Source organism: Lactococcus termiticola, assembly GCF_003116835.1.
Classification (GTDB): domain Bacteria; phylum Bacillota; class Bacilli; order Lactobacillales; family Streptococcaceae; genus Lactococcus; species Lactococcus termiticola.
Genome location: NZ_BFFO01000011.1, coordinates 39672 through 46282, shown reverse-complemented (window position 1 = coordinate 46282; position 6611 = coordinate 39672). Strand labels below are relative to the sequence as shown.

The window sequence follows — 6611 nt, the reverse complement described above, 5'->3', positions numbered from 1 at the left end:
GTTTGGTTTCAGGACTTTTAGAAACTTTAGGAAACGGGTATTCCTTATGAACATATAAAAAAATAGGCAACCGAGGTTACCTATTATCTTTGAGATTTTAAATCCCACACGATTTGACAAAGAGCCAATAATCAGTCCTGTTGGGGCTGATTTTTTGGTTGTAGAATTGTTTCTGAATCTAAATATTTCAGTTTAATTTATTAAAGTAAAGTGCTATACTGTAAATGAATAAACTGAAAAATTGCAAAGGGTACCCTTTCTCTGTTCCATAGGAACAGAGAAAGGGTACCCTTTCTCTGTTCCATAGGAACAGAGAAACCCTAACAGCAATGACATAACTAATACTTGAGGAAGCTTTGATGGAAAAATGTAAAAATTGTGGAACTGACTTAATACCAGATGCAAAGTTTTGTATGAATTGTGGTGAAAAGGTTGACTTACAGCTGATTTGTAGTGGTTGTGGGGCCACTTTACCACCTGGTGCGGCTTTCTGCTTTAGCTGTGGTAAAGCGGTAGGTAAGCAAACAAGTGAGCTTGATTCTGTTCATGCTGATATTGCCTTAGGCGATGAAGATGAGTCAAACACTAAAGAAATTGTTCTTGGTAACGAAGAACTCATAAAATTGCGTGCTATTTACTATGACGATGTTCTTAAATTAATTAATGGTTATTCTGAGAATATGGCTGTGGGAAGAGGTCATGATGCGATATATTTCATAATCCATTCAAAACTCTATAGAACTTATCTCAAGTCGGTGAATAATTGTTTTAATTTTTTACTCTATTCTGGCGATGGGGAACTATCTAAAAGGGACCAATCTTATATTTCAGAGAAAAAAGATGAATTTCTGTCTACAGAATCGTTGGAGCTATTCAATTGGTTGCAAGAATTGGAAGAACTTTCTGATGAAGTTCTCCGAATACTTCCAAGTAAATCTAACGGAATAAAAGGATTAGCGGGGAGCTTCATTTCTGGCTATATTTCTGGCAGTGTAAACACTGAGGCCATTGATTCATTATTTGGAAATTCCTCGGAGTCCAAAGAAAAAGATGCTGTAATTAGTAAATGGGATCATACAATTGATGATGTCTTTGAAGAACTCGATAACCTATGGAATTTGTTTATAGATCTACTTGATGTTATAGAAAAAAACACAGCTATAAGTTGGGAAATCGATTCAGAAGCACTCACAGAACATTTTTCCAAGAAGAACCCGATTGAATCGGTGTTAGAAAAACACCTTGAAAAAAATGAAGAAGATTCAGCATACTTTTATTTTAATTCGGAAATTCCTGTCAAAAAGAAAGTTAACGCCAAAGAAAGCTATGTGAGACTTGATGAAGGTGAAGAAATCATTTGTCTTTATGACAGTACGCTTTTCGGTGGTGCAAAAGAAGGTATTTGTTTCACGACAACGGGTGTTTACTGGAAAGGAAGTTTTTCTGAAGGGAACTTTATAGATTATCACAATTTAGAAGAAATAACTATAAAGGAAGATACGGTATCAAAAAAAAAGCATAAAACATTATGTATAAATGGGATTCCTGCTTATGCTTTTACGGGTAACAACCTTGAATTTGGAGAAAAAATCCGAAATGCGCTAGACGAGATTAAGCATGAAATTGAGGTTGAACATGATGGAGACTAATATCAAGAACGGAGAATTTTTATGAAATCATCTAAAAACGATTCATTTCAAAGTCTTAATGATGAAGAAAAAGAAAGTAAAGAAATATCTGGTACTACTGAGAATCCACGTAATCTTAAGCTAATCATTGGCTTAATAAGTGTTTTTTTAATCATAATATCTGGCGTCCACAAAGTCTTTTGCCAATTAATGAAAAAGAAAAGGCCTGGTTCCCAAAACTTGCATTTGAATCAAAGCGCAATGGAAAGTGGCTGAATATACTTTCAGAGGACGGCAACTATATATTTGAAGCTGATCCTATTACTGAAATTGCACCGGATGAGTTTCCAATCATACTTGGTAATATGAGGATTGGAGATTTTGAATGGGAAACTGAGGATTATGTTAGGGTTGCATTTGCACACTATAAATCCGATGATAAACGTAGATTTATTGGACAATTCAAGAAAGTTTTAAAAAGTAAAGATAATACAATTAGAATTTACATCAAAATTTCTGATAGATATAATATTCAATAGAAAATTATATAAAGAAAGTGAGAAAAATCATGGACGAATTAATCAAGAAAATTGCTGGCTTTGGGGTACCTGGGATTGTACTCGTAGTGGCAATGGGGGCAACAGGCCTATCAGGTGCAGCCGCTATAACTGCGGGACTTGCATTGCTTGGACCAGGTGGAATGATTGGAGGTATCGCCATTCTTGGAATAGCAGGCCTCATTTCCCATACAATTGCGGAATATGGTGTAGACGCGGTTGTTAAGGCTGTTTGCAAGGAACAATTAAAAACTAAATCAAAAGAAGAAGTAATTGCTGAAATTGAAAAAATTCCATTTACTAAAAAAGTAAAGCTTAAAGCTATCGATGCAGTGAAGAAAGCTTGAGCTAAAGCATTTTGTCGTAGCAAAACTTCTCTTTTAAATTCTAGAACTGCACATCATACAGTTAGACATTCAGAAGGATTAAACAGCTTTATTTTCAGATTGTAGTCAATATCCACTGAGCACCAGTGGATTTTTCTATAAGTTCTTCTAACCAATTCCCAAGTACCCCCAATCCAATTAAACCAAGAAATATGCTATAATTTTCATAGTTAAATTAGAAACAATCGAGGAATTCTTGTGAAACCTATCGTTATTATAGATGCTTTAAGGACGCCGGTTGGCAAATACAATGGTGGCCTCTCAAGCTACTCAGCTGTTGAGCTTGGGACTGCTGTATCAAGCGAGCTTATCAAGCGCCAACATGATATCAAAGACCATATCGGACAAGTCATTTTTGGTAATGTCCTCCAGGCTGGTGGTGGGCAAAACGTGGCTCGTCAGATTGCCATTAACAGCGGTCTGTCTAACTCTGTGCCCGCCTCTACCATCAACGAGGTCTGCGGCTCAGGCATGAAGGCGGTCATTCTTGGCAAGCAGGCCCTCCAGCTCGGTGAAGCTGAAGTGGTCATCGCTGGTGGTGCTGAGTCCATGTCTAAAGCGCCCATCGTCAAAGACCAAAAGACCGGCGAAGAAGAGCTAAGCATGCTTAACGATGGCTTGAAAGATGCTTTCTCAGGTGAATCCATGGGCTTGATTGGTGAAACCATTGCGGATCAATTTGAGGTTGACCGTGAGACTCAAGATAGCTTTGCTCAAAATTCGCAGGAAAAAGCCCTGGCTGCTCAAGAAGCCGGCAATTTTATCGATGAAATCTTGGCGATTGATGATATGACAGAAGATGAAACGATCCGTGCCAATTCAAGTCTTGAAAAGCTGGCGACGCTTCGGACGGCCTTCAAGGAAGACGGCTCTGTCACAGCTGGAAATTCATCGCCCGTCAACGACGGTGCAGCCGCCCTGGTTATGACGACAGATGACTTTGCCCAAGAGCATAACCTGATTGCCCTCGCGAAGTTAGTGGACAGTGTAGAAGTCGGGATTGACCCGAGCATCATGGGCGTGTCGCCTATCAAGGCCATCAGAAAGCTCCTTGACAAGACCGGCATGACTGTTGATGATATCGACATTTTTGAGATCAATGAAGCCTTTGCCTCATCAAGTGTGGCGGTTAATCGTGAGTTAAATCTGCCTGAAGAAAAGGTCAATATCTACGGCGGTGCCATTGCTCTTGGCCATGCCATTGGTTCGTCTGGTGCCCGCATTTTGACCACGCTGGCTTATGCGCTGAAACGTGAAAACAAGCGCTACGGCATCGCCAGCCTCTGTATCGGCGGTGGACTGGGCCTTGCAGTTCTCTTGGAAAATCCAAATCTATGACAGAAAAAAAGTTTTACCAAATGACGCCTGAAGAACGTAGGATGACTCTTGGCTTATCTCCAGAAATGGAGGAAGTTCTGGCAAGTATGTCCTTGGACTCAGAAGTGGCGAATCATTTGATTGAGAATCAAATCTCTGAAATTGAGCTGCCCATGGGCTTAGCACAAAATTTTTCCATTAATGGAAAAAGCTATCAGGTGCCCATGGCGACGGAAGAACCTTCTGTGATTGCTGCGGCAAGTAATGGCGCAAAGATAGCTGGGGATTTTACTGCGATGATTTCGGAACGCTTGATGCGGGGGCAGATTGTCTTTTATGCTGTAAAGGAAGCAGAAGCTATTGAGCGCTATGTTGAGCAGCATGAGGCTGAGCTAATTGCCATTGCGGAAGCAGTTTATCCTAGTATCGTGAAACGTGGTGGAGGCCTCCGTGCTATTTCAAGTCGTTATTTTGAAGAAGGCTTCCTCAGTCTTGACTTCAAGATTGATGTTCAAGATGCTATGGGGGCAAACATCGTCAACAGCATTCTGGAAGGCCTTGCCAATCATTTACGGACGCTATTTCCAAATGAGGAAATCCTCTTTAGTATCCTCTCCAACTATGCGACAGAAAGCCTAGTTAAAGCAACTTGTGCTATTCCTGTAGAGAAACTTTCCAAAACTGGAAATGGACAAGAAGTAGCAGAAAAAATCCAAGCCGCTAGCCAATTCTCAAAGCTCGACCCTTATCGAGCAGCTACCCACAACAAAGGGATTATGAACGGCATCGAAGCCGTCGTCCTAGCCACAGGCAATGACAACCGAGCCGCCTCGGCCGCCATCCATGCTTATGCTTCCAAAAATGGAAGTTATCAAGGTTTGACAAGCTGGACCTTGGACGGTGATCAACTCAAAGGTGAAATCAAAATCCCCCTAGCCATCGCAAGTGTAGGTGGTGCCTTAAAGCTACTGCCTAAAGCACAAGCTGCCATGACCATCCTTGACATTAAGTCTGCAAAAGAACTCGCCCAGGTCATCGCATCAGTAGGACTCGCTCAAAACTTAGCTGCCCTCCGGGCCCTCGTCTCAGAAGGCATCCAAAAGGGGCATATGAGCTTGCAGGCTCGTACTTTGGCTATGAATGTAGGCGCTAAAGGCGATGAGATTGAGCAATTAACTGATCTTTTGAAGGCTGAAGCTGTGATGAATCAGGCCATAGCAGAAAGTCTGCTAAGAAATTTGAGAAATAAATGATTTCATATCTTGACCTGCTAAGCAAGGACGAAAAGCTCTGCTTGAAAATCGAAGCAGTGAAGCCATTTTTCAAAAGGGCGAAGAAATCTTCCTTCTAGGAGAACAACCAAAAGCACTGTACGAAATCATCTCAGGCTGTGTCAGAGGCTATTTTCTGGATGAATCAGGAAATGACTTCACCAAATGTTTTTCTGTAGAAGGCGACTTTTTTGGAACGCAGTCTTATCGGACAGGCAAAAATGCAACTTATGCTATTCAGGCCCTAGAAGAGACGAAGGCCAGGAAAATCCCTTATGCTGTCATAGACGAGCTAAGATCTAAAAATCCAAAATTCAATGCCTTTATCGAAGAGCAGTTAGAAGAAGAATTGGAGCGGACGGAAGAGCAGATGAGACTTTATTTGGTCAGCGATGCCAAAGCACGTTTGGAGACTTTTCAGCTTAGCCAGCCCGATTTATATCAAAGATTAAAACTTGAGACGATTGCCTCATATATTGGAGTCAGGCCTTCTTCCCTGAGCCGCCTTCTAAAAACTTGACCTATGTCAAGGAAATATAAGCTTCCTTCATGTATGCTAAGCATGGAGGTGTTTTATTATGGAATACACATTGATCACAGGTGCTTCATCGGGTATTGGCCTTGCACTCGCAAGGATTTTTGCAAGAAAGAAAGAGAATTTAATTTTAGTAAGCTCTCGGCCAGAGCGATTGGAGAAAGCAAAGTCAGAGCTTGAAAAAGGGCCACACGGAGAGCTTTTGACCCTTGCCTATGATTTGAGTCAAAGTGAAAATTGTCAGTTGCTTTTTGATGAAATTCAAGCGAAGAATATTTTTGTCTCGACTTTAATAAATAACGCCGGTTTTGGCTTAGCGGGGGGCATTGATGAGATTGATTTATTAGAAAAGCAAGAACTCGTCCATCTCAATGTAGAAGCAACAAGCCTATTGTGTAAGCTTTTTATCAAGGAAATGTATCAAAAAGGCAGAGGAAATATCTTAAACCTTGCCTCAACAGGGGCCTTTCAACCAGGCCCCTATACAGCCAGTTACTTTGCCAGTAAGGCCTTTGTCCTCAACTATAGCCTTGGCATCCGTTATGAGGCAAAAGCTCATGGCGTCAATGTTTCCTGTCTTTGTCCAGGAGCGACGAAAACAGACTTTTTTAAGCGTGAAGGAAAGAAGGCACCGGCTGGGGCAATGTCGGCTGAAGCTGTCGCCCACTATGCTTATCGTAAGATGATGAAGGGGAAAGCTGTGATTGTGCCGGGCTTTCAGAATCAGCTGATTCGGTATCTACCAAGGACTTTGAAAATGCATCAGGTTGCTAAAATGAAGCAGTAGCATAAATGCAGGAAGCCCGGAGAGTACTAGAGTTGTAATGATTGTAAATGAAAAATATTTACGTAGATTCTAAAAAATATTGTATTGCGGGCTACGCAAAATCCAAGGACTTCTACAAGCGTAACGGAGC

General features: G+C 41.2%; 6 protein-coding genes and 1 pseudogene. All 7 read left to right on the top strand.

The window, feature by feature from the left end:
* Window positions 1–359 precede the first annotated feature (359 nt).
* The 7 genes and pseudogenes from NtB2_RS07630 (at window position 360) to NtB2_RS07600 (ending at window position 6481) form a co-directional block, all read left to right on the top strand.
* Entirely contained in the window at window positions 360–1649 is a 1290-nt protein-coding gene (locus NtB2_RS07630) for a zinc ribbon domain-containing protein (RefSeq protein WP_109246359.1), read from the top strand.
* A 143-nt stretch (window positions 1650–1792) separates the two neighbouring features.
* Window positions 1793–2167 (top strand): annotated as a pseudogene (locus tag NtB2_RS07625) (hypothetical protein); the annotation flags it as partial.
* 29 nt (window positions 2168–2196) lie between these two features.
* Entirely contained in the window at window positions 2197–2532 is a 336-nt protein-coding gene (locus NtB2_RS07620) for a hypothetical protein (RefSeq protein ID WP_109246357.1), read from the top strand.
* A 237-nt stretch (window positions 2533–2769) separates the two neighbouring features.
* Window positions 2770–3909, top strand: a complete 1140-nt coding sequence (locus tag NtB2_RS07615; protein WP_109246356.1) for a thiolase family protein — start codon at window positions 2770–2772, stop codon at window positions 3907–3909.
* On the top strand, window positions 3906–5141 hold the full coding sequence (locus NtB2_RS07610; RefSeq protein ID WP_109246355.1) for a hydroxymethylglutaryl-CoA reductase, degradative: 1236 nt from the start codon (window positions 3906–3908) through the stop codon (window positions 5139–5141). The genes NtB2_RS07615 and NtB2_RS07610 overlap by 4 nt, the downstream gene beginning before the upstream one ends.
* 37 nt (window positions 5142–5178) lie before the next feature.
* Window positions 5179–5679: a Crp/Fnr family transcriptional regulator gene (locus tag NtB2_RS08860; RefSeq protein WP_109246362.1), complete on the top strand. Its 501-nt coding sequence runs from the start codon at window positions 5179–5181 to the stop codon at window positions 5677–5679.
* Window positions 5680–5737: 58 nt separating this feature from the next.
* Window positions 5738–6481, top strand: coding sequence for an SDR family NAD(P)-dependent oxidoreductase (locus NtB2_RS07600; protein WP_109246354.1), 744 nt, complete (start codon window positions 5738–5740; stop codon window positions 6479–6481).
* Window positions 6482–6611 lie beyond the last annotated feature (130 nt).